Below are 25258 nucleotides of genomic sequence, written 5' to 3'. Positions count from 1 at the left end.
GCCGCGGATCGTTGTTCCCGGTTGCAGCCTCTCCGTCGCGGCCCGGTCCGGCACTGCGGTTTTGCCGACAAAAAACCCGATGCGCGACCATCTGTTTCTGGCCGAAACGGGATATTCAACAGGGGGCGGACTCTGCGCAAAATTGGCCATGGGCTGCCAGTCAGATCTTGGCGCCGAAGCGACAGGAGCTGCCATTGTCTTTGCACATTTGGTGCGTGGGCCCAGCCACCCAGGGCAGAGCAATCCGCGCGATCACCAAAAGCGTTTGGTGTCGAAAAGCTCGCCATACGCACGTTCCGCGCGCTCGAGCATTTCCTTCTTGTCCATTTCACTGGAAAGAAGCGCAGTTGCTCCATCTTGATCGGAGATTCCAAGTTTATTCAGCAGGACCGGGGCAGCAGCGAGGTCGTTAAGCTTGCCAAGACAATCCTGCAGCCCTTCTAGCGCCGCGACAAAACGCCCGTGCCTCCGCTGCTCGCGTTTTCGATCGAACAGGGAAGCGAAAAACTCACTCGCATAGCGTAGCTTTTTTGCATCCTTGCGGAGCTCGTGACGTGTCTCGTCGGTGGCGGATGCAAGCCCCCTACCCCGGTGTTTGACTTTGCGCCGGAGGCGCGCGAGCTCGTTTTCAGCAAGGGCGCGAGCCGGATCGTTTCCGTCGACCTCTCTGCCCTTGCCGTCAGCCCAGCGCCCCTCTTCCAGCCAGTGCGCGACGTTCAACATCACGATGCGGGCCCGGCGATCCGCCAGCGTCTCGATCAAATGGTCATAGGATTTCTCGCGAGCGGCGGCGATGCAATCGCGCAAGGCTTCCGACGGCGCCCGTTGGAGAAGCACGTCGAGATCGCGGGCTTCCCCAAAGCTGGCGGCGAGCCATTTAAGCTCCCCGCGCAGGCCCGCGCCATCGCCCCCGGTCATCGGTTTGAAAACCGAAAAGGCCGAGCGCATCCGGCGGATTGCTACACGCGCCTGGTGCAGCGCGTCGGCGCTGCGGCTCGAAAGGAGCAGGTCTTCATTGAGCCGGAAGTGGCGAATGCCTGATCGAACGATCCGCTTGAACGCCTCGGCGGTGCTTATATCGGCTCCCAGTAAAATAGGCTCGGCCTTGACGCTCGCCCGATCGGGCTCTGCCAGCCGGTAACCACGTTCCGATTTGGCCAGCACGCCGAGACGTATCGGAACGATGGCGTCGATCGTGCGCGCAAGACCGAAAAGCGCCGCCGAGTCACCCAACTTCAGCTCGAGCTCGATCTCGCAGACAGGGTCCGACCGGTCGCCTGCCCTGACATCGCCGCGGTCGAGAACGACCTCGATTGTCGTCCCGTCCTCTTCGACAAGCCATTTGCACCGCTCGACCTTCACGATGAAACGAGGCACAACCTTGTCGACGTTGTCGCCGATGAGGGTCGGCAGCGGGGTCGCATAGTCGAGCACGGGGGCGTCATCGTCCACCGCACGCTCCCATTCGGTGCGGGCAAAGAGTCCGGCCGAAGTTCCTCCACCGGCTTTGACCGTCTGGACGCGCGTATTGCCGGTGCGCCGAATGCGAAGTGAAAAGCCGGCCTTGGCAAGCGCATTTTCATCGGTATCGAAATAGGTCGAAACCTGTTCTACGACCTTGCCCTTGTCACCGAACAGCTTTGACGCGACGATTCGATCCGCGTCGGCAGGGGACAAGTCAAGTTTCAGTTCGATTTCGTCGCCCATGGAACTTCGGTCCCGTTGCGTAAAGCGGTTCTCGGCAAGATATCCGTCAATAGGATGAACCTTCCTACCGTCGATCTAGCACGAACCGTCGCCGAAAAGAAAACGGCGGCTCCGACGAGCCCAAAGGTTTGGAGCAACTCTTTGCAAGTGGGTCGCAACTGCCCCGCCGCTCTAAGCCCGCAACGAACTATGACGTCCGCGTCTGGCCGGTTGCTGTCCGTCCGCTTTTGACGACCAAACAAAGAGAGGCCGACGGCGTGGGTTGCGGCCTTCCCTTCTGCCCGACGGGCGGCGACTACCGGCTCGACGCGAGTCAGCATACGCAGGGGACGCTCGTGCTGGATCTGATCGACGCCGACACGGGTCGGCTGGCGTGGCGCGCCACGTCGAAAAAGCGGGTCACCGGTAAGGACGTGACCGAGGCAAAGCTCACCCGGCTGCTCCGCAACATGACCAAGGCACTGCCTGCCCAATAGGCCGGTGCCGGCGAGCGAGGTGTGGCGCCGCCCCTCTGCCCCCTCGCTCGCCTTCCCCCTGTTCCCATCGCCAATGCCCGGTGGCCGACGCGCCCCGTGCGGCCCGTTTTCGACAGGATTGTCGATGAGCGCGAAGAGCGACGACAAGCGGCGTCAGATTGCCACTGTCGCGGCCGAGCTATTCGCCGATCGCGGCTTCGACGCAACGTCGATCGACGACGTCGCCGCGCCTTATATCACTGCCTGCAGGCCCGCCCGCTCTCCGCAACAATGCATCCGAAGCTGCGGTTCGCCAGATACTCTCGATTTTAAATTGATGGCAAAGACTGACTTACGAATCCCCACCCCTTGAGGTCGGGAGCAGCGGCGCGCTGAAGCAATTCTTCTGCATCCCTGATCGTCCACGCGCTTGCTTTCCCGACTTCGGAAAGAGAAGCCCAGCTGACCGGTACGGCCACCGGCGCCCGCTCGCGAGCGCGGACCGACCAAGGCATGATCGCGGTGCTGCCCCGCTGGTTGCGCAGCCAGTCGATGAAGATCTTGCCCTTGCGCTTCGCCTTGCTCATCGTCGCGACATAGCGGTCGGGCTCGGCGAGGCTCAACGCCTCTGCGAAGCGTTTGGCAAAATCCTTGTGCGTGTCCCAACTGTGGCCGGGATCGACCGGCACGACGACATGCACGCCCTTGCCGCCCGACAGCATCGCAAAGCTGACGAGGCCGATGTCGGCGAGCTGGCGGCGGATGTCGAGCGCTGCTTTTTTGACCTCGGCGAAACCCAGCCCTTCGTCGGGGTCGAGGTCGAAAATCAGGCGGTCGGGCCGTTCGATGGCGTCGACATGGCTCGCCCAGCCGTGAAATTCGATCGTTCCCATCTGGACGCAGGCGAGGATGCCGTCGGCGTCATCGACATAGAGATAATCTTCGTACCCGCCGTCCTTCTCGCGGATCGGGACATGGTGGACATGCGCGCCGAAGCTGCCCGAATCATGTTTCTGGAAAAAGCATTTCTTGGCGCGCCCTTGCGGACAGCGGACGAGGCTGAGCGGGCGGCGCGCCATGTGCGGGAGCATCAGCGGGGCGATGGCGGCATAATAATCGGCAAGGTCGCCCTTGGTGGCTTTGGCTTCGGGAAAGATCACGCGGTCGCGGCTGCTGATCGTGACGTCGCTGGCGGGTGCCGGCGCGGGCTGTTTCTTCTCGGGGGTCACATCCTTTGCCTCCTTGTCGCTGCGCAGGCCGAGGAAGCTTGCGTGGCGGACCGATCCGCTCGCGGTGAATTCGGCGAAGGCGATTTCGGCGACGAGATCGGGGCGGAGCCAGTGCGCTTTGCGCGCGGTGGCGGCGTCGACCTCGAGCGGGGCGGTCTTGCGTTCGAGCTGCGCGAAACGCTTCGCAAGATCGGCCATCGTCTCGGTATCGAAGCCTGTGCCGACATTGCCCTTGTACACGAGTTCGCCCTTCTCGCGCTGCGCGAGGAGGAGCGAGGCGAAGGGGCGGCCCTTTGCCGAGGAGGGGTTCCAGCCGACGATGATAAATTCCTGGCGACGGGTGCATTTGACCTTGACCCAATTGCGGCTGCGGCGGCCGGTGTAGGCGGCGTCGGCGCGTTTCGAGATGATGCCTTCCTGCCCCGCGCCGCACATCGCGGCGTAAAGCTGCTCGCCCGCGCCGATGACATGGTCGGCGACCGCGATCGGCGGTGCGGCATCGCGCAGAAGCGCTTCGAGCCGCTCCTTGCGTTCGAGATTGCCGAGCTTCGTCAGCGATTTGCCGCCGAGTTCGATGAGGTCGAAGGCGAAGAAATGGAGGTCGGTGCCGTCGTCCTGCGCGCCATGGCCGCGCTTCAGCACCGCCTGGAGCGCAGAAAAGTCGGGATTGCCGTCCTTGCCATAGGCGACGATCTCGCCGTCGATCAGGCAGGGCGGCAGATCGAGCGCGGCGATGTGGCGGGCGAGCGGGGCGAATTTGTCGGTCCAGTCGAGGCCGCTGCGCGTATAGACGCGCACATCGTTGCCCGCGGCGGCGACCTCGGCGCGGTAGCCGTCATATTTGATCTCGTGGAACCAGCCATTGCCGACGGGCACCGCATCGACAAGCGTCGCGAGCTGGAGCGGGCGAAATTTGGGCGGCTTGCCTTTGGCTTTTGGCTTCGCGGCCTGCCTGTTGTGCGCGGCGGCGGCGGCCATCTTTTTCGTGAAGGCGGCGCCCTTGGCGCCTTTCAGCGATTGTTCGCCGCCTTCGTCGCCCGCAATCTCGGCCATCGTCCGATCGGTCAGGATGCTGGTCAAATGCCGGCCGACCAGATCGTCGGAACCCCCGGCATAAGCGTCGTCGACCTTGCGGAGCAGCCAGTTTTCTCGCTTTTCGCCAGCGCGGGGTTTCATGCGGACGAGCAGCCATTCGCCCTTCATCCGCGCGCCGTCGAGCGTGAAGTGGAGATGGCCCTCTTCGATATCCTTCGCGCTCTTGCCTTTGATCGGCGCCCAGGTGCCGCGGTCCCACAGCATCACGCTGCCGCCGCCATATTCGCCCTTGGGGATCACGCCCTCGAAGTCGGCGTAGCTCATCGGATGGTCTTCGGTACGCACCGCGAGCCGCTTGTCGGCGGGGTCGGCGCTCGGTCCTTTGGTCACCGCCCAGCTTTTGAGCACTCCGTCGACCTCCAGCCGGAAGTCGTAGTGAAGCCGCGTCGCGTCGTGCTTCTGGACGATGAAGCGTCCGCCGCCGGTCGTCGCGCCCTTTTCGACCTTGCCCGCGGGTTCGGGGGTCAGCTTGAAGTCGCGCTTGGCGTTATATTGGGCGAGGGGGTCAGCGCGGCGGGGCATCGCTGTTCCCCGGCGCGGGCAGGCGGCGCTCGACGAAACGAAGCAGGACGAGGAGGACCAGCGCCAGCCCCGCCGCGATAATCACCAGCGCGAAATAGCCCGCGCCGCTGGCAACGCCGATCGCTGCGGTTAGCCAGATGTGCGCCGCGGTGGTGAGATTGCGAACCTCGCCCCCTTTGACGATGATCAGCCCCGCGGCGATGATGCCGATCGCCGCTGCCATGCCTTCGATCACGCGCAGCGGGTCGATCGACGATTCGGCACCGCCCAGCTGGTGATAAAGCGCGATCGCGACGACGGTCATCAAGGACGAGCTGAGCGCGACCAGCCCGTGCGTGCGCAGCCCGGCGTCATAGCCCTTTAGCTCGCGGTCGAGTCCCAGCAGCAGGCCGGCGAGCGTCGCAACCCCGAGGCGCAGCAGCACTTCGCCGCTGAGCGCGTCGTTGAGCAGCATCAGGCGCGCTTCCGTGCGGCTGTCTTTTTAGCGGGCGCCTTTTTGGCGGCGGGCTTTTTCGCCGCGGCGGCGGGCGGTTTTTTCTTGCCGTCGACCGAGGCTTTCAGCGCCGCCATCAGATCGATGACGTTCGACCCGCGGCCGATGTCGGCGGGTTCCTCGACATCCTCGAGCACACGCTTGCCTTTTGCTTTCGCCTTTTTGGCGACGAGCCGCTCGATCGCATCGACATAATGGTTGCGAAAATCGCCGGCGTCGAACGCGCCGCTCTTCTTTTCGATCAGCGTTTCGGCGAGGTCGAGCAGGTCGGCGTCGGGTTTGGCGTTGCCGACGTCGCGGAAATAATTGGCCGCCTTGTTGACTTCGTCGGCATAGCGCAGCGCTTCGAGCACGAGGCCCTTGCCGCAGGGACGCAGCGCGACGAGCTGTTCCTGCCCGCGCAGCGAAAGCTGGCCGAGCCCGACCTTTTTCGTGCGGCGGAGCGCTTCGCGCAGCACGATATAGGCTTCTTCGGCCAGTTCGTCGGCAGGGACGACATAATAGGGCTTGGCATAATAGAGGATGTCGATGTCGCCGGCGTCGACGAACTGGACCAGCTCGAGCGTGCGCTTGCTCTCCAGCTTGACTGCTTCGATCTCCTCCTCGTCGAGCAGGACATAATTGCCCTTCGACAGTTCGAAGCCCTTGACGATGTCGTCATGATCGACCGCGCCAATGCCCGGGACGGTCTTTTCATATTTGACCGGCTTGCCGCTCGGTTCGTGAATCTGGCGGAAACTGACCGCGGCGCCCGATTTGGTCGCGGAATAGATTTCGACGGGGATCGACACGAGAGCAAGGCGGATCTGTCCCTTCCAATAGGCGCGTGCAGGCATGACCTTTTCTCACTTTCCTCCAAGAAAATGCTCAAGACCAATTGGCGTTCCACTTGCCGACGGCGCGATGATCCTTGGCGAAAATATGGGTGGCGTCGGGGCCGGGCGTCCCATTCCGGCTTCCGTCCAATGCTGCCCGCCCCCAATCTCTTCCAGAACGAGAATGCCGGGCCGACGTTTCCGCCGTGCCGCACGCTTCACACTCACACCGGCTCGGCGCGATCCTGTTGCGGCGTCGGCCCGTCGTCCATGGCGATGAAGCTGATCTTGCCCTGTGGCTCTAGGATTGCCCATGCCACCTCCGACAGGCGACCGATGCCGGCGAGCCGCATCTCGGAGAGGACTTCGTCGCGCGTGAGCCGGTCGCGGCGCATATTTTCCTCGATCAACTCGCCATCGCGAACGATCACCCGCGGCGTGCCGTCGAGCAGATCCTTGGCCTTCGGAAAAAGATAAGTCGTCCAGCTGAGCACGAGCGCCCAGAAAGCAAAGGTAGAAATGGCAAGCAGGCCGCCGGTAAGGCTGAAATCATTGTGGGTCACGCCCTGCTGAATGAGGTCGCCCATCACGATGAGGAGAACCAGTTCGAACGGCGTCATCTGGCCGAGTTCCCGTTTCCCGAGCAACCGGATGAGGATGTACAGGAAGGCGAACATCGCCGTCGCGCGCAGGACGATGTCCATCAGGGCAAAACCTTGATGCGGAGCGGCTGGCGTCCGATGAGCCGTTTGCCGTCGTAGATGGCGATGCCGCCGCGCGTCCCGGCGAACAAGGGCGGATTGATCTGGCCGTCGATCTTGACGCGGAGCGCCTCGCCCGCCTTGAGAGGACCGTAGGAGAACCGGAATGAGTGATCCCTGAATTCTTCGTCGGCGGGCGCTGGAATCATGGTGTTGATCGTCATGTCGCGCCATAGCCCTGCGTCGACTGCGAGCACCGCTTCGTCGATCGGCGCGGCGGCACGAACAATGATATCGGTCTCGAAGAATTCGCCATTGCGGATGATCGTCGGCGTCTTGATGCTGAGCGCAGCGCCGCCGAAGTCGCTCTCGTTGCGCGGGCTTGGCTGACCGCCGGCGAAACCTGCGAAGGCCAGCGCGAGGACCGTCCCGAGCATCAGCAAGGTAATCGGGCTCGCGTGGCGCTGCCAAAGCCCGCGATGGACAATCGGCTCGCCCACTCCGTCGGGCCGCTCGGTCGGTTCGTCGGCATCGCGTTCCATCGCCAGATAACGTCGCACCCGAAGTCTGGTTGCCTTGCGCGTCCGCCCGTCGCCTTCGCCTCGCCGGATGAACGGCCCGGGCAAATCGGCCTCCTATCCATTCGGAACATCGGTCGCCAACCAGGAAAAACATAAGCGAGGGGCGATGGTCATGGTAGCGCGCGCGTTGGCGTACCAACAATCGAGCAATGGATACCCACAACCCGACAACAATCGGTCTGGGCTGCAAGAGGAGCCAAGTGGGACGTCATGGACGACCCGCTCACCGCAACCAGTGTCTTTATTGAATTTTCCGGGACACGTTGGTCCCTGCTGAGCCCCCCTGGGACCCCGGCCTGGCAGGGGCAGCAGGATTCGAACCCGCGACCCTCGGTTTTGGAGACCGATGCTCTACCAGCTGAGCTATACCCCTAGGCCGGAGTGCGCCCCTAGCCCGATTGCAGGATGGTAGCAAGGGGTATGACGGGTTGCGCATCCAGGCTTGGCTGATATGCGCAAAGTTGCATGACCGCTGCTTCCTCTTCCGGCCCGCCGCAGCATTATCTGGGCGGCATAGCCTTGCGCCTGCTCGCGATGGCAAGCCTGTTGTTCATGTTCGTACTCGTCAAATATATCGACCAGGCGGGCATCCACCTTGCCGAGAGTCTGTTCTGGCGGCAGGCGCTGGTCCTGCCCGTCCTGCTCGTCTGGATTCGCGCAACGACCGGCGGCTTCGCCTCGCTGAAGACGGAGCGCATCGGCGCGCACGCGCGGCGCGCGATGATGGGGCTCACCGGCATGGCGTGCAACTTCGGCGGCATGATCTTCCTGCCGATGGCCGAGGCGACGACGATCAACCTGTCGGTGCCGATCTTCGCGGTGATCTTTGCCGCCATCCTGCTCGGCGAGCAAACCGGCTGGCAGCGCTGGAGCGCGGTGATCGTCGGCTTCGTCGGCGTCCTTGTCGTGCTCAACCCCGGCGCGAGCTTCGCGGGCGGCTTCGGCGGCGCGCATGGCATGGGAACCTTGATCGCGCTCGCGGGCGCGGTGATGACTGCGCTGATCACCATTGCCGTGCGCGACCTCGGCCGCACCGAGCCCGCGGCGACGATCGTCTTCTGGTTCAGTCTGCTCTCGATGATCCCGCTCGGGATCGCCCTGCCCTTTGTCTATACGCCGCACAGCGCGCACGAATGGCTGCTGCTTGTCGGGCTCGGCTTTTCGGGCGCGGTGGTGCAGCTGTCGCTGACCGGCGCCCTGCGACTTGCGCCAGTCGCGGTCGTCATCCCGATGGATTATTCGGCGCTGCTCTGGTCGATCGCGTGCGGCTGGTGGTTCTTCGGCACCTTGCCCGCCGACACGACCTGGGTCGGTGCGCCGCTGATCGTCGCGAGCGGGCTGTTCATCGCCTGGCGCGAGCATCGCCGCCACATCGACCGCCCGAAGGAAGTCGCTGCATGACGCTACCCATTCTCTATCACTGCGCCGATGCGCGTTCGCTGCGCTGCCTGTGGGCGGTCGAGGAGACCGGCATCGAGGTCGACCTCCGCCTCCTCAAATTCCCCCCGCGCGCGTTCGAGCCCGACTACCGCGCGGTCAACCCGCTGATGACGATCCCCGGCTGGGTCGAGGACGGGCGGCTGATGACCGAATCGGCGGCGATCTGCGAACGCATCGCGGAGGGCACACCGCTGGAGGTGCGCCGCGACGAGCCGGACTATTGGGATGCGCGCAACTGGCTCCATCGCAGCGACGCGACGCTGACCTTCCCGCTCGCGATCATGATCCGCTACACGCGCGTCGAGCCCGAGGAACGCCGGCTCGCACAGGCTGTCGAAGACTACAAGGCCTTTTTCGGCGGCCGCGCAAAGAGCATCGAGGCGGCGCTGGCCGACGGGCGAGAATGGCTGGTAGCGGGACGCTTCACCATCGCCGACATTGTGATCGGCTATGCGGCGTTTCTGGCGACGACGCTCGGCGCGGACGATGTGCTGGGCGATGCGACGAAGGCGTGGCTGGAGCGATGCATGGCGCGCGACGGATTCAAGCGGGCACGCGAGCGACAGAAGGCTTAGATCTCTGGGCTGTTTTGAGGGTGGGAGCGGTCAGTCTTGAGCGGAAATTATCTGTACCAGCCGATTTTGAAGTTCACTTCGGGAAGTGTTCGCCAGCATCGATGAAATAAAGAGCGGCGAAGAGGGCCGACTTTTTCGAGGAATAAAGAGCCCCCGTCGACCCATGCTCATTTTTTCGATCTGAAGATCTTCCAATGGGATAACGCGTCGACGATGGACCACAAGGTTTTCATCCAGAATGCCGAGGTAGCATGGCAACCCTAAGATGCAGTCCGCCGTCCAATACAGCAGAGCAATGAGGCTCGCTACGATGATGGGAATTCCCGTGATCGGATTGTAGCGAATACCGTGACCATCGAGCCAATAGTCCAAAGTGAAGACTGCCGGGCCATTCACAATGTATCCGCCGATTGCGAGTGCAAGAACAAGCAACCATAGCGGCAAGATAGCTGCAATCCGTGTTTCGACTACACAGGCATTTGGCGAGGGTCGCCGGAAAAATGGGTAGTTTCTGCTCATTAAGGGGATATCACCTATCCCCGCTAAGCAGGCAACTCATTATCCCGCATTTAACGATGACGGTTATCGGTCGCTAACCGCCACTCAATTCACCATCCGCTCATAGCCCTCCCAATAGGGCGCGCGCAGGTCTTTCCGCAAAATCTTCCCCGAGGCGTTACGCGGCAGCGCCTTGATCACGTCGACGCTGCGCGGGGCCTTGAACGCCGCGATGCGTTCGCGGGCCCAGGCGATGATGTCGGCTTCCTCGACGCTCATGCCCGGTTTGGGCACGACGACCGCCTTCACCGTCTCGCCCCATTTCTGGTCGGGAATGCCGATCACCGCGACCTCCTGCACCGCGGGATGGCCGAAGATCGCGCTCTCGACCTCGGCTGGATAGACATTCTCGCCGCCCGAGATGATCATGTCCTTCATCCGGTCGTGGATGAAGAGATAGCCGTCTTCGTCGAGATAGCCGGCGTCGCCGGTGTGGATCCAGCCGTCGGCGGTCATCGTCTTCGCGGTCGCCTCGGGCAGGTTCCAGTAACCGATCATATTGTTCGACGAGCGGGTGACGACCTCGCCCACCTCGCCGGTCGGGACGCTCTGGCCGTCGGGACCGAGGATGCGGATCTCGACGCCGGGCAGCGCCTTGCCCGCCGAGCGCATCCGCGCGTTGCCCTCCGGATCATGATCCTCGGGCGGCAACATGCAGATCGTGCCAGTGGTTTCGGTCATGCCATAGGCCTGGATGAAGTCGGCGCCGAACATCTTGATGCACTGGCGCAGCAGCTCGAGCGGGATCGGCGCCGCGCCGTAGAGGATATATTTGAGGCGGCTGTAGTCGACGCTGGCGCAGCGCGGATGCATCAGCAGCATCTGCAGCGCCGCGGGGACGATGAAGAAGCGCGTGACGCCATGATGCTCGACCGCGTCGAACACCCCGTCGGGGTTGAATTCGGCGAGGATGATGCCTGGAAGCCCCGCAGCGAGCGCCATGATGCCGAGCCCGGTGCCGCCGATGTGCGCGCAGGGCATCGCGACGAGCACGGCCTCGTCATCCTCCCACTTGGTGTAGGGCATGTCGGCTTCGTTCGAATGTTTGCGCAGCGCGAAGAGATTGCGGTTCGACAGCACCGCACCCTTGGGATTGCCGGTGGTGCCCGAGGTATAGAGCTGAAGCACCGCATCGTCCTGCCGCGAGGGGGTGAACGGCGCGCGGGCGGTGTTCGCGATCAACGCGCGCGCCTCGGCGGCGCCGATGATCCGCGGGGCGTGCTCGAGTTTGCCGGCAAGCTGGTCGGGCACCGCCTCGAACCCCGGCCCCGTAAAGACGATCTTCGCCTTGGTGTCGTTGACGACATAAGCCCATTCGGTGGGCGACAGGCGCCAGCCGATCGGGGCCATCACGATCCCCGCGCGCGCCGCGCCGTAAAAGAGGGTGAAATAGAGGTCGCTGTTCTTGCCGATCCACGCGACGCGGTCGCCCTTTTGCAGGCCGGCGGCGAGCAGGGCGGTGGCGACCCGCGCGGTCCGCTCCTCGACCTCGGCATAGGTGAAAAGCCGGTCCTCCTCGCGCATCGCCAGCCGGTCGGGCCGGTCCTCGGCCCAATGGGTCAGGAATTCGTCGAAGGTAAAAAGCTCCGAAACATCGCGGGCCATCCATCTCTCTCCATCGAATCGCGTCGTTTTGCGCGGTTTCGAAGAGGCTAACGGCTCGGGCGGCGACGTAAAGCCGCGATTGACCGACCCGCCACGGCGGCCAGTCAGCCGTAGCGGAACAGCAGCATCAGATTGTTGGCAGGCATCGCGCGGCGTTCGGTGAGCGCAAAGCCGGCTGCGGTGGCCGCTGCCTTGACATCGGCGGTGTCGCGCAGGCCCCATTCGGGATTACGGGCGCGGAGGCTGGCGTCGAACGCAAGGTTGCTCTCGGCCATAGGGACATCGGCCTCGACATAGGGACCATAGAGGATCAACGACGCCCCGGCAGGAAGCAGCCGCGCAGCGCCCGCGAACAGGCCGGGCGTTGCGGCCCAGGGGCTGATGTGGACCATGTTGATGCACAGCAGCGCATCGGCGCTCGCCGGCGGCCAATCGGGCGAAGCCGCGTCGAGCATCAGCGGCGGGGCGAGGTTGGCCAGCCCGGCCTCGGCGCTCCAGGCCGCTATCGACGTCAGGGCGTCGGGATCGGGATCGCTCGGCTGCCAGTCCAGATGCGGAAAGGCGGCGGCGAAATGGACGATATGCTCGCCCGACCCGCTCGCGACCTCCAGCACGGTGCCAGCGGGCGGCAGCCAATCGGCCAGCACCGCCACGATGGCGTCCCGGTTGCGCAGCGTCGCGGGCGCGTGGCGCTTGGCTTCGTTCCCGCCGTCGCCCAGTGTCCAGGGCGCCGATGTCACGCCTTCGCCTGCGCCCGCGCGCGGCGCTCGCGCACGATCAGCCACAGGAACAGGCCTACCGGCCCGACCATCAGGGTCAGGAACAGGAACGGAAATTGCGCGATGCGGCCGAAGCCCTTGGCATCGGCATCGCGCGCGATCCACATGCCGGTGAAGAGGTCGAAGGCGAGATAATGCACCCACCCCATCGTCGTGCCGCCGGGCGTGTCGAACAATTTCATCACCCCCGCGAGCGACGAGAAATCGCCGCCGCTTCCCTGCCCGCCCGGATCGATCCCGCCCGACAGGAAGCCGGCGATCAGGACGACATAGAGAAGGCAGAGCAGGAACACCCCGGCATACATGACGAACGACAGGATACGCGGACTGCGCGGCGCGAAGGCGAGCAACGCCCACCCCGCGAACGCCCAGTAGTTTGCCAGCAGATAGATGGTGTTCCAGCTCATCACGTCCCCCTTTTTTCTAGAACAAGCCGCCAAGACCGAAGAGCAGGATGCCCACGAACAGCGCAACCAGACCGACGGTCACAATCAGCAGAGTCAGGCGCGCCGCGGGCAGACGCCGCGTCGCGACGAACGCCGCGGCGGTGCCGAGGCCGAACGCGATCAGCGGGGCATAGAGGAATGCCCAGTCATAGCCGAACTCGCGGCGGACCTTCACCATCTCCCATTGTTCGACGACGAGGCCGTACACCGTGATCGCGGCAAGCCACACCGCGACGAAAACGACCGCGAACAGCGCGCCGGCGGCAAGGCAGCCTCCGACGCTGCGGCGGGTCTCGCTGTCGATCGGATCGGACCCCGCCATAGATGCTCCCTATTCGGCGATAAAACGCCACGGACTGGCCGGCGTATCACGATGCCAGATCGTAAAAAAGGGCGATGCCGGGATCGGCGCGTCGGCCGCAAGGCCGGGCGGGCGCTGCTTCGGGACGATCCGGCCGAAGCTGACGCCAAGGTCGCCTGACGCCGATACAATGCCGAAGTCGGGCCCCCAGTCGATCGACTGTCCCGGCACCGGCTCGGGATCGAAACCTGCGGCGATCGCCGCGGCGCTTTCGGTATAGCCCGCGCCCGCGCCCATGTTGATCGCGTCGGCGCGGCCATATTCGGCGAAGGCCGGGCCGACACCGATCACCTGCGCCCTGGCCGCGAAGGCGCGCTCGGCGGCGAGCAGCGTGTCGAGGGCATTGCGCTGCGCGGGGCCGCGCCACGCTGCAGCGTCTGGCACGCCTAGCGCATGGAACGCGCTGTCCACGGCTCCCTCGGGCCGCAGCGCGCGCTTGTAGGCGAGCGCGCGCCAACCTTCGGCGGTCAGCCCCCAATAGGTCATATATTTGCCCGGCTGCTTGGTACCGTCGGGCTGGGTGATCGTCAGATAGCCGGCGGTGAAGCCCTGCTTCCCGTCGGCCGAAACCCCGCCGCGTGCCGGCACCCATTCGGCGCGGGCCGACGCTGCCGCGGGATTGGCCTTGAGATAGGCGACGATCTCCTCGCGCGAGCGCAGGAACGGCTTTGCACCGCGCGCCGGCATGACGGCATCGGGCGCGAGCATTGCGCCGATTGCGTCAGGAAACGGCAGCTCGCGCGCCCTTTCGGCGAAGGCCTTGTCGGCTGCGACCAGCTCGGCGAGCTGCACTGCCGGGGTTGGTGCGACGGCAGCAGCGGGCTCCGCGCCCTGCACGACGCCCGGAACCGCCGCGACAAGGATCGACCAGAACAGAACAGGCGACATGGACATTCCCTCCTTTGGCGGGGCGCCCATGGAGGAAAGCCCCGGTCAGCCGCCCCCGACTTCGCTTGCGACCGGCGCGCCCGGCGCAGCCGCCGGTTCGCTCCACGCCAGCACCGGGTTACGCGCGGCCTTGGTCTCGTCGAGACGCGCGCGCGGCGCGAAGTGCGGCGCCGACTTCAGCGCCGGATCGCCGTTCTTCGCGCGCAGCGCGATGCTGCGCAGCGCCCCGATGAACTGGTCTAGCACCGCCTTCGACTCGGTCTCGGTCGGTTCGACCAACATCGCGCCGTGAACGACGAGCGGGAAATAGACTGTCATCGGGTGATAACCCTCGTCGATCAACCCCTTGGCGACATCGAGCGTCGAGAAGCCCTCGGCGAGGCCTTTGTCGCTGAACAGCGCCTCGTGCATGCACGGCCCCGAGAAGCCGAACGGCGCATCCAGCACGTCTTCGAGATTGCGCAGGATATAGTTGGCGTTGAGCACCGCATCCTCGGCGACCTGCTTGAGGCCGTCGGCACCGTGGCTGAGGATATAGGTCAGCGCGCGGGTGAACATGCCCATCTGGCCGTGGAAGGCGGTCATGCGGCCGAAGGTCTCGGGATGATCCTCGCCCGCGTTTTCCTCCTCGATCAGGCGGAAGCCGCCATCGGCCTGCTTTGCGACGAAGGGTAGCGGCGCGAAGGGCGCGAGCGCTTCGGACAGCACGACCGGGCCCGAACCGGGGCCGCCGCCGCCATGCGGGGTCGAGAAGGTCTTGTGCAGATTGATGTGCATCGCATCGACGCCGAGGTCGCCCGGCCGCACGCGCCCGACGATCGCGTTGAAGTTCGCGCCGTCGCAATAGACATAGCCGCCCGCCGCATGGACCGCGTCGGAGATCGCCTTCATGTCGCGCTCGAACAGGCCGCAGGTGTTGGGGTTGGTGACCATCACCCCCGCGACATCGGGGCCGAGGCGCGCTTTCAGCGCCGCGAGGTCGACGCGGCCTTCGGCGGTCGCCGGAATATCCTCGACGGAAAAGCCCGCGAAGGCCGCGGTCGCGGGGTTGGTGCCGTGCGCGCTTTCAGGGACGAGCAGCACGCGGCGATCGTCGCCGCGCGCTTCGAGCGCTGCCTTGATGCAGAGGATGCCGCAGAGCTCGCCATGCGCGCCCGCCTTGGGCGACATCGCGACGCTGTGCATCCCGGTGAGCGTCACCAGCCATTCGGCGAGCTCGTGGATCACCGCATAGGCGCCCTGCACCGTCTCTTGCGGCTGCAGCGGATGCGCGTCGGCGAAGCCCGGCATCCGCGCGACCTTTTCGTTGAGGCGCGGGTTGTGCTTCATTGTGCAGCTGCCGAGCGGGAACAGGCCAAGGTCGATCGCATAATTCTGGCGCGACAGCCGGGTGTAGTGCCGCACGGTTTCGGACTCGCTGAGCCCCGGGAGGCCGATGGGCGTCGAGCGCGCGAGATTGCCGAGATCGGCGACAGGGGTTTCCTCGTCGAAATCGACGCCCGTGGTTTCGCTCGAGCCGATCTCGAAGATCAGCGGCTCTTCGAGCATCAGCGCGCGGTTGCCGGTGAAGGTGACGTTATCGTCGGCACCGCCGGCGGTCATTTCGGGGCGCCAGCCGGCGCGGTTGAGCGCGGTCATGCCAGCACCTCCTTCAGCGCCGCGGCAAAGGCGGCGATATCATCCTCGGTCACGGTTTCGGTCACCGCCACCACGAGCCCGTTAGCCAGTCCATCATTGTCGGGGTAAAGGCGGCCGAGCGACACGCCGCCGAGCACGCCCTTCTCGGCAAGCTGGTGGACGACCGGCCGCGCTGCCGTCGGCAACAGCAGCGTGAATTCGTTGAAGAAGGCACTGTTCATCGCCGATACGCCTGGCACCTTGGCCAATTCGGCGGCAGCCAGCTTCGCACGGCCGTGATTGATCGCCGCGAGCTGACGCAAGCCCGCTTCGCCGAGCAGCGTCATGTGAATGCTGAACGCCAGCGCACAAAGCCCCGAGTTCGTGCAGATATTGCTCGTCGCCTTCTCGCGGCGGATATGCTGCTCGCGCGTCGAAAGCGTCAGCACGAAGCCGCGCTTGCCATTGGCGTCGACCGTCTCGCCGCAGAGGCGGCCGGGCATCTGGCGGACATATTTCGCCTTGCACGCGAAGAGGCCGACATAGGGTCCGCCGAACTGGAGCCCGACGCCGAGCGACTGGCCTTCGCCGACGACGATGTCCGCCCCCATCTCGCCGGGCGCCTTGATCGCGCCGAGCGCTACGGGCTCGGTGACGACCGCGATCAGCAGCGCGCCGGCTGCCTGGCACGCGCTCGCGAGTGCCGTCATGTCGTCGATGCGGCCGAGGATGTCGGGATATTGAACGACGACGCAGCTCGTTTCCTTGTCGATCGCTTGCGCCAGCGCCGCCCAGTCGGTGCCAGCTTCGAGGCTGGGGTCGCCGTCGACGAGCACGTCGCCGGTATATTTCGCCATCGTGCGCGCGACGCTGCGGTAATGAGGATGGAGGCCGGTCGAGAGCAAAGCCTTGCCCCGTTTGGTGACGCGCCGCGCCATCACGATTGCTTCCCAGCACGCCGTCGAGCCGTCGTACATCGACGCATTGGCAACGTCGGTGCCGAGCAGGCGCGCGACCTGGCTCTGGAATTCGAACAGCATCTGCAGCGTGCCCTGCGCGATTTCGGGCTGATAGGGCGTGTAGGCGGTCAGGAACTCACCGCGCTGGATCAGATGATCGACGCTCGACGGCACATGGTGGCGATAGGCACCCGCCCCGAGGAAGAAGGGCCCGTCGCCCGCCGCGCGATTCTGCCGCGCCAGCGCCGCCATATGGCGTTCGACCGCGAGCTCGCTCGCATGATTCGGCAGGCCGGGGATCGGGCCGTCGAGCCGCGCTTCGGCGGGAACGTCGACGAACAGATCGTCGATCGACGAGGCGCCGACGGCGGCGAGCATCGCCGACCGGTCGCCGCTGGTGAGAGGCAGATAGCGCATGAACTACTCCGGAGAAGAAGCGGGTTTTGTTGAAAAAAGACGGGCGGTATCGGCAAGCGTCCCCGAAAAGACGGCGGGGCCGGTGTGGGTCGTGCGAATCCAGGGGGCGAGCCAGATCCGGAAGCCCGCGTCGCGAACGCGGCGGCAAAAGGCATAATCGTCCGACAGCAGCGCCCGGGTCTCGGGATCGATGAGTGGGGAGAAGAAGGACGGTTCGATTTCGCCGATCCCATGCGCCTGGCGCTCGCCGGGGTCGGGACGAAACACGAGGTCAGGCAGCGCGCCGCGCATTGCTTCGAGCACCGCGCGGCGGACCAGCATCATCGCGGTGCCGAGCCGCGACAGCTCGACAAGCTCGGTGAGCTTGAAGCTCTCCCCCTCATTCAGGAAGTGCAGCGCGAAATCGCCCGCATAGCGCGCAAGATCGGCGGGGTCGTCCTTCGCGAGCCCCGCCTCGACCGCGCGCGCGACATTCTGCCAGTTGATCATCCGGCGCGGACAGGCGCCGCCGATCACGCCTACGTCGGGGTTCGCCCCCATCGCGCGGATCAGCGAAAAGACATCGTCCGGCGAGAAATCAAGGTCCGCGTCGACGAACAGCAGGTGCGTGCAATCGCTGGCCAGAAACATGGCGGTGAGCAAGTCGCGCGCGCGGCCGATCGCCGGCTGGTAGAGGATGAATTCGAAGCGCACCGCGATGCCCGCCGCCTGCGCACGCAGCGCAAGATCGAGCGCCGCACGGACATAGCTGCCCTGCGCACCGTCATAGATCGGCGTCGCCACCATCAGGCGGCAGTCGGCAAGCGCGGCGTCGCTACTCACACATCCTCGACCCTCCTCCGCGGGAGGGGCCATGCGTCACAGATCGGCGATGAAGGCCTTGTACGCCTCGGCGTTCATCAACCCGTCGAGCTGGCTCTTGTCGCTCAGCGTCATGCGGAAGAACCAGCCCTCGCCCTCGGGGTCACTGTTCACCAGCGCGGGGTCTTCCTCGAGCTGGCCATTGCCCTCGGTCACGGTGCCGTCGACCGGCGCATAGACGTCGCTTGCCGCCTTCACCGATTCGACGACCGCGGCGTCGCCGCCTGCGCTGAGTTCGGCGCCGGTGTCGGGAACCTCGACGAAGACGATGTCGCCGAGTTGGCCCTGCGCGAAGTCGGTGATTCCGACCGTCGCCACGTCGCCGTCGACGTCGATCCATTCATGCTCTTCGGTATAGTAACGCGGCATCGGTCAGCCTCCCTGTTTGCGGACATAGCGGTGTGGAATGAAGGGCATCGCGGCGACGGTGCAATGCACGCGTTTGCCGCGAACCTCGGCGGCGATCGCGGTTCCCGGCACGGCGTGGTCGCGCGGCACATAGCCCATCGCGATGGGCGCACCGACGCTGGGGGCGAAGCCGCCGGACGTCACGACGCCGATCTCCTCTTCGCCGTCGAACAGCTTGGCGCCCTCGCGAACCGGCAGTTTGCCGTCGATCAGCAGACCGACGCGCTTGCGGGGCGAGCCGTCGGCGAGATGACCGAGAATGCGCGCCGCGCCGGGAAAGCCGCCTTCCTCGCGGCGGCGCTTGCTGATCGCGAAAGCCAGATCGCCCTCGATCGGATCGATCTCTTCGTTGAGGTCATGACCATAGAGCGGCAGCCCGGCTTCGAGGCGGAGCGAGTCGCGCGCGCCGAGGCCGATCGGCTTCACTTCGGGCTCGCCGCACAGAAGGTCGGCAACGTGCTGCACCTTGTCGGTATCGACGGAAATCTCGAACCCGTCCTCGCCGGTATAGCCCGAGCGGCTGATCCACGCATCGACGCCGCCGATCTGATACGGCCCGCCCATCATGAAGACGAGCGCGTCGAGGCCCCATTGACCCGTCGTATGGCGCTTCAGGGCGTCGAACGCCTTCGGCCCTTGCAGCGCAAGCAGCGCGCGGTCCTCGAAATGGTTGATCGTGATCGCATCGGGCAAAGCTTCGCGAAGGTGGCCGATATCCTCCCACTTCACCGCGCCATTGACGACCATGTAGATGCCTTCGGGCCAGCGGCTGAGCATGAGATCGTCGAGAATGCCGCCCTCTTCATTGAGGAGTAGCGAGTAGCGCATCCGACCGACCGCTAGGCTCTTCACATCGCCGGGCACGATCGTCTCGAGCGCCTCGTCGAGACCTTCGCCCGATAAATAGAGCTGGCCCATGTGACTGACGTCGAACAGGCCGGCGTTTTCGCGGACCCATTGGTGCTCGGCCATGATGCCTTCATACTGAATCGGCATCCAGTAGCCGGCGAACTCGACCATCCGGCCACCCTTCGCGCGGTGCCAAGCGTCGAGCGGCAGGGTTGCGGTCTCTACCGCCTCTTCGCCCGTAAAATCCGTTTCAGTCATGTCAGTCTCCCGCGGTTGACATGGCGAACGCGCGGCGGGTTGCCGCGGTTTCCGCCATGCCCCCTCTGTCACGGGAACCTGAGAGTTTTCCTCCATCAGGCGATGGAGTTACCCCTTCGGTGGTTCCGATCCTCACCCAGTCGAGGCGGCCGGAACGCTTTCCAGAGTGTCCGTTCCAGCCAGCGCGGTCCGTTGACCTGAGAGTTTCCGGGGCGGTTGCTCCTTCGGTGGCGGATCAGGTTGCCCTGTCCCGCGCTCTCCCGCGCGACCGGTCGAATCCCCTGCAGGGGGATGCGACGGACGTCCGAGCCTTGACGCCCGCCTTTTGCGGAGTCAATCGGCGAGCGCGCGGATTGCGTCGTTTTCGTGGATATACGCGCCGGATTCGGTCCGGCCGACCAGCGCGACGATCGCGCGCGCGACCAATGCGCCGGGGATCGAGCGATAGCGACGGAGCGAGCCGTGCATGAGCGCGTCGGTGAGCGGCGCCGCGATCATCGCCAGCCCCTCGCCGAAACGCGCCGGCCCGGCCCGGTTGCCGGTGAGCAAGCCGGGGCGGAGAATGTCGAGCCTCTCGAAACCGAGGGCGCGGAGGGCCTGCTCGGTCTCGCCCTTGGTGCGAAGGTAGAAATTGCCGCTCTTCGCCGCCGCACCGACCGAACTGACGACAATCATCTGCCGCGCGCCGCCGCGCCGCGCGCCCTCGGCGGCGGCAAGGACGAGGTCGTGGTCGACGGCGCGAAACGCCGCTTGCGACCCCGCCTGCCGGATCGTCGTGCCAAGACAGCAGATCAGCGTGGCCGGCTTTCGGGCGGCTATCAGCTCGCTCCAGCCCTCCGACGGCGCGACGATGACGCCATGACCCCCCAGCCCTTCTTCGACCTCGCGGCGCGCAAGGATCGTGAGCGCGCACGCGGGTGCCTGTTCGATCACCGAACGACCGATCATTCCGGTCGCACCGACGAGCAGTACGTCAGACATGCGCCAGTGCCTCGGGCACCGCGTCGCGCCCGAAAATCGCGGCGTAGCGGTCGATGGCGAAACGATCGGTCATGCCGGCAATATAGTCGCCGATATGTCTTATTGTCGCGCATTCTTCGCCGGGCAGGCGCGACGACCAGTCACTGCCCATCAGACGCGGGTCGTTGGCATAGGCTTCGAACAGCCGCACGATCACCTGTTTCGCGCCGGCGGCAGCCGCGAGCTGCGAGGGGTGGTGATAGAGATTGGCGTACATGAAACGCTTGAGGTCGCGCTCCTGCCGCGCAAGGTCGGGCGAGAAACCGCCGAGCATGCGACCAGCATCACGCACGTCGGCGACGGACGCCACGCCTGCCTCGATCACATTGGCTTCGGTCGCCGCGATGACGTCGTTGACCATGACGCCGATCTGGTCGCGCACCAGTTCGCGCAAGAGCCGGTCGCGGGGAGCATCGGGAAAGCGTGCTTCGACGGCGCGGAAATTGGCGGCGACGAACGGCTGGTCCATCAGCTGGTCGAGGTCGAGCAACCCCGCACGCAGGCCGTCGTCGATATCATGATTGTCATAAGCGATATCGTCGGCGACCGCCGCAATCTGCGCTTCGAGGCTGGCGTGGCTGGCAAGGTCGAGGGGGAATTCGGCGTCGATATCGGCGAGTGCCCAGCCCGGATGGCGGACCGGGCCATTGTGTTTTGCGAGCCCTTCCAGCGTCTCCCAGGTCAGGTTGATCCCGTCGAACAGCGGATAGGGGCATTCGAGCCGCGCCAGCGTGCGCAGCGTATGGCCATTGTGGTCGAAACCGCCATGGCCGAACATCGCGGCTTTCAGCGCGTCCTCACCGGCGTGGCCGAAGGGCGGATGGCCGATGTCATGCGCGAGGCACAGCGCCTCGGTCAGATCTTCGTTGAGGCCGAGCGCGCGGGCGATACCGCGGCCGATCTGCGCGACCTCGATACTGTGCGTCAGGCGCACGCGATAATGATCGCCGTCGGGCGCGATAAAGACCTGCGTCTTGTGTCGCAAACGGCGAAAGGCGATCGAATGGATGATGCGGTCGCGGTCGCGCTGGAACATATCGCGCGGCCCGCGCACGACGCGGCCCGGTTCGTCATGCCATCGCCCGCGACTTCGCGCCGGGTCGCTGGCGCAGGCGGCAACGCTCATTTGATCGGATCGACGTCTTGGCCGGCTTCGCTGTTGAAGAGGAAGCCGTCGCCGCCCGCCTTCTTGTAGCTCGCCAGCCAGTCCTGCGCGGCCTTCTTGTCCTTGAACGGGCCGACGAGCAGGCGGCGCGTCTTGCCCCATTCGGTCGTCGCGCCCGCCTTGCCCTTGAACAGATCGGGGCTCTTCTTCGCGAATTTGCCGAAGTCGGTCGCCAGCGCCTTCGGATTGGCACCGGTCGCGATCTGGACCCAGAGGCGTGCGGGATTGGCTTTCTTTTCCGCCGCTTCGGCCTTGGCCTTCGCATCGGCTTCCGCCTTTGCCTTCGCCGCGGCCTCGTCCTTCTCGCGCTTCGCCGCCTCGGCGGCATCGGCGCGCCTTTTCTCTTCGCGCAGCTTCGCGAGCGTGTCGGCGCCGATCGCATTGTCGGCCTGCGCAAGCTCCTCGGTCGGAATCTCGATCGAACTGGCGATCGCCGCCAGCGAAGCCAGCGGCGCGGGATCGACGCTTGCCGCGGGGGATGGAGGCGGCGCGGGCGGCGGCATGACGGCCGCCGTCTCGGGCGCGGACGACGCGCTTACAGCGGGAACGGGTGCCGCGTCTGCCGACCTGCCGAGATCGTTGATCGAGAATCCCGGGCCGACCGGAGGCTTGGCCGGCGCGGCGTCGACGGACGTTGGCGTCGTCGCACTCGCCGACGCCGGCAGTGAACTCGCAGGCGGCGACGCAGGGGCCGCAGCCGGACCGGCCGGCGGCACGGACGTCGCCGGCCGGATCGTCGGCCGGAATGGCGACTGCAGTTCGGGCGGACCCGACGCGGCGGCACCAGATGCCGGCGTCGGCGTGATCGCCGCAGCCGCCGGGCGCGTACCGGCAAGCGCAGGGGCGGGAGCCGGTTTCGGCGTCGGCGAAAAGCCCGGCGGTAATTGTTCGGTACCGGCGGGAGCCGGCGCGCGAGCGGCCGCCGGTTTCGGCGTCGGCGAAAAACCGGGCGGGTACTGCTCGGCGCTGGCAAGAGCTGGCTGACGAGCGGTTGCCGGCGCCGGCGTCGGTTTCACGGCAGCTTTGGGCGTCGCCGCGGGCGGCTTGCTGCGCTTGCCGGTCGCCACCGGCGCGGGAGCGGGCGGCGGGGTTGCGGCTGCAATCTGGACCGGCTTGCGCGGCGGACCGAGCTGGCCGCTCGGGAAGCGACCGAAATGCGCCGCCGCCGCCTGCTGCGCGGGGTTGAGGCGGTCGAGCTTGACGAGGTAGGGAATGATATTCTGCGCAAGGGCGGCGGGCATCGTCGCATTGACGATCTCGGTTGCTTCGTCGTTGCGGCCGTTGATCGCGAGGATCATCGCGCGCAGGCGCCAGGCGGCGCGATCCTGCGCCTTGAGCTGCGGCGTCAAGAACTGGATGGCGCGATCGGGCTCGCCGTTGATTGCCAGCGACAGCGCATAGCGGCGGACGGTTTCTTCGTTCGGGGCGATCGACAGGGCGAGCTGGTAATCGCGCTGCGCCGCATCCTGTTGCCCCAGCAAGTCGCGCGCGAGCCCGCGATCGGCGAGGAATAGCCGCTCGGGTGCGCCGAGAAGCTGGGCTTCACCGAAATAGTCGAGCGCGCGCGTCGGCGTTTCCATATGGACCATGGCCGAACCGAGCGCCGCCTTGATCGAACCGTCGCGCGGACTTGCCTGTTCGGCGCGGGTCAGAAACGTGATCGCCGCGCGATAATCCTCGAGCTCGATCGAGGCGCGCCCGGCGTCGAGGAGCGCCGATGTGTCGTTGGCATTGGTCGCGAGGCGGCTGACCGCCGAGGACAGCATCGTCCGCGCCGCGGTGCGCTTTTCAAGCGCGGCGCGCGTCGCCGCGTCGGGCGCCGCCGCCTGCATCGCCGCGACCGGGGCCGCGATACAGGTGCCAAGCAAAAGGGCCCCGACCATGGCGGCGAAACGCCGCGTCCGCCGGGGCCCGGTCTTCAGTGTCTTGTACCGCAGGGGCAAGTCAGATCATCCCGCTTGTCGGCCTGCCTTGCCCTGACGGGCGGCCGATCGCTGCCCTGTTACTGGTTGTTCTGGCGACCGAGGAATCGCGGCAGGTCGACCCCGTCGTCCTTGTCCTCGTCCCGTTCGGCCGCGCCGCCGCCACGCGACAGGCGCGACATGCGTTCGAACAGGGTACCGCCGCCAAGCGAGCGCGCCGGCGCCTCTTCGGCAGCAACCGTCGATTCCGGGCCGGCATCGCCAGCCGGAGCCTCGGGTTCGCTGAGCACCAGCTCGTCGGTGGTGTCGTCATAGGTCGCCGCGACCTGCGACAATTCCATCGGCTCCTCCTCTGCCACCTCGGCAGCGCGAGCCTCGGGCGCTTCGCCGAGCGAGAAGCCGGGCGCAGGATCGCTGGCGAATTCCCCGGCGGCCGCCTCGACCGGCGTTTCTTCGGCCTCGGGTTCGACGAGCATTTCCTCGGCGACCGGCGCGGGCGCCGCGGCGCGCGCGGGCTGGAACGAGAAACCACGCGTCATCGCCGCCGCGGGGGCTGCGACCTCGCCGGTGCCGTCGATGCCGGTCGCAACGACCGACACGCGAATCTTGCCCTCAAGCCCCTCGTTAAAGGCGCTGCCCCAGATGATGTTCGCATCGGGGTCGACCAGCTCGCGGATGTGGTTCGCCGCCTCGTCGACCTCCATCAGGCGCATGTCCTCGCCGCCGGTGATCGAGATGATGACGCCCTTCGCGCCCGCCATCGACACGCCGTCGAGCAGCGGATTGGCAATCGCCTTTTGCGCCGCCTCGAGCGCGCGGCCGTCGCCTTCGGCCTCGCCGGTGCCCATCATCGCCTTGCCCATTTCGCGCATCACGCTGCGCACGTCGGCGAAGTCGAGGTTGATGAGGCCGGGCATGACCATCAGGTCGGTGATGCCGCGAACGCCCTGCTGGAGCACTTCGTCGGCCATCGTGAACGCTTCCTTGAAGGTCGTGTTCGGGTTGGCGACGAGGAAGAGGTTCTGGTTCGGAATGACGATCAGCGTGTCGACATGATCCTGCAACTCGGCGATGCCGGCCTCGGCCGAGCGCATCCGGCGATTACCCTCGAAGGTGAAGGGCTTGGTCACGACGCCGACGGTCAGGATGCCGCGGTCGCGCGCCGCCTTGGCGATCACCGGCGCCGCACCGGTGCCGGTGCCGCCGCCCATACCCGCGGCGATGAAGCACATATGCGCACCGTTCAGCGCCTCTTCGACCTGCGCGATGCTTTCCTCGGCGGCCGCGCGGCCGACCTCGGGCCGCGAACCCGCGCCCAGCCCCTGGGTGATCTGCGTCCCCAGCTGGATGCGGCGTTCGGCCGGCGATGCGTTCAGCGCCTGCGCGTCGGTGTTGGCGACGACGAAATCGACGCCCTCGACGCGCGAGGCGATCATGTTGGCGATGGCATTGCCCCCGGCGCCGCCAACCCCGATAACCGCGATACGCGGTTTCAGTTCATCGACCTGCGGCGGGCCAATATTGATGCTCAT

General features: G+C 65.8%; 24 protein-coding genes, 1 tRNA gene and 2 riboswitches. Of the genes, 3 read left to right on the top strand and 22 right to left on the bottom strand.

All coding sequences use genetic code 11. The features are described 5' to 3' along the window. Positions 1-252: 252 nt before the first annotated feature. On the bottom strand, positions 253-1707 hold the full coding sequence (locus QOL79_RS02170; protein ID WP_283418470.1) for a CYTH and CHAD domain-containing protein: 1455 nt from the start codon (positions 1705-1707) through the stop codon (positions 253-255). 227 nt (positions 1708-1934) lie between these two features. Here QOL79_RS02170 and QOL79_RS02165 point away from each other — a divergent pair, with 227 nt between their 5' ends. Next, on the top strand, positions 1935-2183 hold the full coding sequence (locus QOL79_RS02165; RefSeq protein WP_283418469.1) for a DUF4136 domain-containing protein: 249 nt from the start codon (positions 1935-1937) through the stop codon (positions 2181-2183). Positions 2184-2491: 308 nt separating this feature from the next. Here QOL79_RS02165 and ligD read toward each other — a convergent pair whose 3' ends face one another. The 6 genes from ligD to QOL79_RS02135 form a co-directional block, all read right to left on the bottom strand. Next, complete coding sequence (ligD, locus tag QOL79_RS02160) at positions 2492-5008, bottom strand: DNA ligase D (RefSeq protein ID WP_283418468.1); 2517 nt, start codon at positions 5006-5008, stop codon at positions 2492-2494. Continuing rightward, on the bottom strand, positions 4992-5462 hold the full coding sequence (locus QOL79_RS02155; RefSeq protein ID WP_283418467.1) for an MgtC/SapB family protein: 471 nt from the start codon (positions 5460-5462) through the stop codon (positions 4992-4994). The genes ligD and QOL79_RS02155 overlap by 17 nt, the downstream gene beginning before the upstream one ends. Next, on the bottom strand, positions 5462-6337 hold the full coding sequence (gene ku / locus QOL79_RS02150) for a non-homologous end joining protein Ku (protein ID WP_283418466.1): 876 nt from the start codon (positions 6335-6337) through the stop codon (positions 5462-5464). The genes QOL79_RS02155 and ku overlap by 1 nt, the downstream gene beginning before the upstream one ends. A gap of 203 nt (positions 6338-6540) precedes the next feature. Then, the gene (locus QOL79_RS02145) at positions 6541-7020 is read right to left on the bottom strand and encodes a DUF421 domain-containing protein (RefSeq protein WP_058454604.1); all 480 of its coding nucleotides are present in this window, start codon (positions 7018-7020) and stop codon (positions 6541-6543) included. Then, positions 7020-7577: a hypothetical protein gene (locus QOL79_RS02140; protein WP_283418465.1), complete on the bottom strand. Its 558-nt coding sequence runs from the start codon at positions 7575-7577 to the stop codon at positions 7020-7022. Before QOL79_RS02140 ends, QOL79_RS02145 begins: the two co-directional genes overlap by 1 nt. 318 nt (positions 7578-7895) lie before the next feature. After that, a tRNA-Trp gene (locus QOL79_RS02135) sits at positions 7896-7971 on the bottom strand. 92 nt (positions 7972-8063) lie between these two features. Here QOL79_RS02135 and QOL79_RS02130 point away from each other — a divergent pair. Together QOL79_RS02130 and QOL79_RS02125 are read left to right on the top strand one after the other, a co-directional pair. Beyond that, complete coding sequence (locus QOL79_RS02130) at positions 8064-8999, top strand: DMT family transporter (protein ID WP_283418464.1); 936 nt, start codon at positions 8064-8066, stop codon at positions 8997-8999. After that, positions 8996-9613 carry a glutathione S-transferase family protein gene (locus tag QOL79_RS02125; RefSeq protein WP_058454607.1) on the top strand — a complete coding sequence of 206 codons (618 nt, stop codon included), beginning with the start codon at positions 8996-8998 and terminating at the stop codon, positions 9611-9613. The genes QOL79_RS02130 and QOL79_RS02125 overlap by 4 nt, the downstream gene beginning before the upstream one ends. A gap of 30 nt (positions 9614-9643) precedes the next feature. On the opposite strand, the gene QOL79_RS02120 is transcribed toward QOL79_RS02125, so the two are convergent. The 15 genes from QOL79_RS02120 to ftsZ form a co-directional block, all read right to left on the bottom strand. Beyond that, positions 9644-10132 carry a hypothetical protein gene (locus tag QOL79_RS02120; RefSeq protein ID WP_156416435.1) on the bottom strand — a complete coding sequence of 163 codons (489 nt, stop codon included), beginning with the start codon at positions 10130-10132 and terminating at the stop codon, positions 9644-9646. Between the two features lie 84 nt (positions 10133-10216). Then, positions 10217-11776 (bottom strand): fatty acid--CoA ligase, encoded by a 1560-nt coding sequence (locus tag QOL79_RS02115; protein WP_058454608.1) that lies wholly within the window; start codon positions 11774-11776, stop codon positions 10217-10219. A gap of 104 nt (positions 11777-11880) precedes the next feature. Beyond that, positions 11881-12516 carry a DUF938 domain-containing protein gene (locus tag QOL79_RS02110; RefSeq protein ID WP_283418463.1) on the bottom strand — a complete coding sequence of 212 codons (636 nt, stop codon included), beginning with the start codon at positions 12514-12516 and terminating at the stop codon, positions 11881-11883. Further along, complete coding sequence (locus QOL79_RS02105) at positions 12513-12962, bottom strand: ABA4-like family protein (RefSeq protein ID WP_283418462.1); 450 nt, start codon at positions 12960-12962, stop codon at positions 12513-12515. Before QOL79_RS02105 ends, QOL79_RS02110 begins: the two co-directional genes overlap by 4 nt. Before the next feature lie 16 nt (positions 12963-12978). Then, positions 12979-13323 carry a hypothetical protein gene (locus QOL79_RS02100; protein ID WP_058454611.1) on the bottom strand — a complete coding sequence of 115 codons (345 nt, stop codon included), beginning with the start codon at positions 13321-13323 and terminating at the stop codon, positions 12979-12981. 9 nt (positions 13324-13332) lie between these two features. After that, positions 13333-14250 carry a hypothetical protein gene (locus tag QOL79_RS02095; RefSeq protein ID WP_283418461.1) on the bottom strand — a complete coding sequence of 306 codons (918 nt, stop codon included), beginning with the start codon at positions 14248-14250 and terminating at the stop codon, positions 13333-13335. 45 nt (positions 14251-14295) lie between these two features. Further along, positions 14296-15888: an aminomethyl-transferring glycine dehydrogenase subunit GcvPB gene (gene gcvPB, locus QOL79_RS02090; RefSeq protein WP_283418460.1), complete on the bottom strand. Its 1593-nt coding sequence runs from the start codon at positions 15886-15888 to the stop codon at positions 14296-14298. Further along, positions 15885-17243: an aminomethyl-transferring glycine dehydrogenase subunit GcvPA gene (gcvPA, locus tag QOL79_RS02085; RefSeq protein WP_283418459.1), complete on the bottom strand. Its 1359-nt coding sequence runs from the start codon at positions 17241-17243 to the stop codon at positions 15885-15887. The genes gcvPB and gcvPA overlap by 4 nt, the downstream gene beginning before the upstream one ends. 3 nt (positions 17244-17246) lie before the next feature. Continuing rightward, complete coding sequence (locus QOL79_RS02080; protein ID WP_283418458.1) at positions 17247-18065, bottom strand: glycosyltransferase; 819 nt, start codon at positions 18063-18065, stop codon at positions 17247-17249. A gap of 36 nt (positions 18066-18101) precedes the next feature. Beyond that, the gene (gcvH, locus tag QOL79_RS02075; RefSeq protein WP_058454616.1) at positions 18102-18473 is read right to left on the bottom strand and encodes a glycine cleavage system protein GcvH; all 372 of its coding nucleotides are present in this window, start codon (positions 18471-18473) and stop codon (positions 18102-18104) included. Positions 18474-18476: 3 nt separating this feature from the next. Further along, positions 18477-19619: a glycine cleavage system aminomethyltransferase GcvT gene (gcvT, locus tag QOL79_RS02070; RefSeq protein WP_283418457.1), complete on the bottom strand. Its 1143-nt coding sequence runs from the start codon at positions 19617-19619 to the stop codon at positions 18477-18479. A 55-nt stretch (positions 19620-19674) separates the two neighbouring features. After that, positions 19675-19794, bottom strand: a riboswitch (glycine riboswitch). Next, a riboswitch (glycine riboswitch) is annotated at positions 19795-19892 on the bottom strand. Between the two features lie 60 nt (positions 19893-19952). After that, positions 19953-20600, bottom strand: coding sequence for a Rossmann-fold NAD(P)-binding domain-containing protein (locus QOL79_RS02065; RefSeq protein WP_283418456.1), 648 nt, complete (start codon positions 20598-20600; stop codon positions 19953-19955). Then, positions 20593-21765 carry a deoxyguanosinetriphosphate triphosphohydrolase gene (locus tag QOL79_RS02060; protein WP_282946593.1) on the bottom strand — a complete coding sequence of 391 codons (1173 nt, stop codon included), beginning with the start codon at positions 21763-21765 and terminating at the stop codon, positions 20593-20595. The genes QOL79_RS02065 and QOL79_RS02060 overlap by 8 nt, the downstream gene beginning before the upstream one ends. Continuing rightward, positions 21762-23687, bottom strand: a complete 1926-nt coding sequence (locus QOL79_RS02055) for a tetratricopeptide repeat protein (RefSeq protein ID WP_283418455.1) — start codon at positions 23685-23687, stop codon at positions 21762-21764. Before QOL79_RS02055 ends, QOL79_RS02060 begins: the two co-directional genes overlap by 4 nt. Positions 23688-23806: 119 nt before the next feature. Beyond that, complete coding sequence (gene ftsZ / locus QOL79_RS02050) at positions 23807-25258, bottom strand: cell division protein FtsZ (protein ID WP_058454619.1); 1452 nt, start codon at positions 25256-25258, stop codon at positions 23807-23809.

The organism is Sphingopyxis sp. Geo48 (genome assembly GCF_949769155.1).
In the GTDB taxonomy this organism is placed as follows: Bacteria; Pseudomonadota; Alphaproteobacteria; order Sphingomonadales; family Sphingomonadaceae; genus Sphingopyxis.
The sequence above is the reverse complement of the archived record's forward strand: the minus strand, read 5'-3'. Positions and strand labels throughout refer to the sequence as shown.